Origin of the sequence: Stappia sp. BW2, from assembly GCF_008107695.1 — a bacterium.
GTDB lineage: Bacteria > Pseudomonadota > Alphaproteobacteria > Rhizobiales > Stappiaceae > Roseibium.
In genome coordinates this window covers 1-460 of sequence record NZ_VIRG01000098.1, presented here as the reverse complement: position 1 = coordinate 460, position 460 = coordinate 1, and the positions used below count along the sequence as shown (strand labels likewise).

At 45.2% G+C, this 460-nt stretch carries 1 pseudogene; it reads left to right on the top strand.

The features are described 5' to 3' along the window. Positions 1-267: pseudogene (locus FMN63_RS30110) on the top strand (hypothetical protein); the annotation flags it as partial. Between the last annotated feature and the right edge of the window lie 193 nt (positions 268-460).

Sequence of the window (460 nt, the reverse complement as noted above, 5' to 3'; positions counted from 1 at the left end):
GAATTGGGGAGAGATTGGATGACAGGCAGGAATGGATGGGCGAGATTTGTTGGTTTTAAAATGTTGCGACTTGTATCTCTATTGGTTGGAGTCAGTGTGTTGTCTTTTATATTAATGCAATTCTCTCCTGTTGATCCGATCGAAGCCTACATTGGTGGAGACATGATCAGGGTAAGCGCCGAACAGCGCAGTTTAATCGAAGAACGTTGGGGATTGAATGAATCTCCCGTGGAACGATTACTAACCTGGGGACAAACGCTGATTTAGGGAGATCTGGGGACATCAATGATCTACAGACAACCTGTAGCGGTTATTATCCAGGAACGATTCATGAATTCTGTCGCACTTATGGCTGTAGCTTGGATATTATCCGGCATCATTGGTTTCACTCTTGGTGTAGTTGCTGCCATGAGACGGGATTCGAAGCTGGATCGCCTGATCTGTTGGTATTGTTATACGC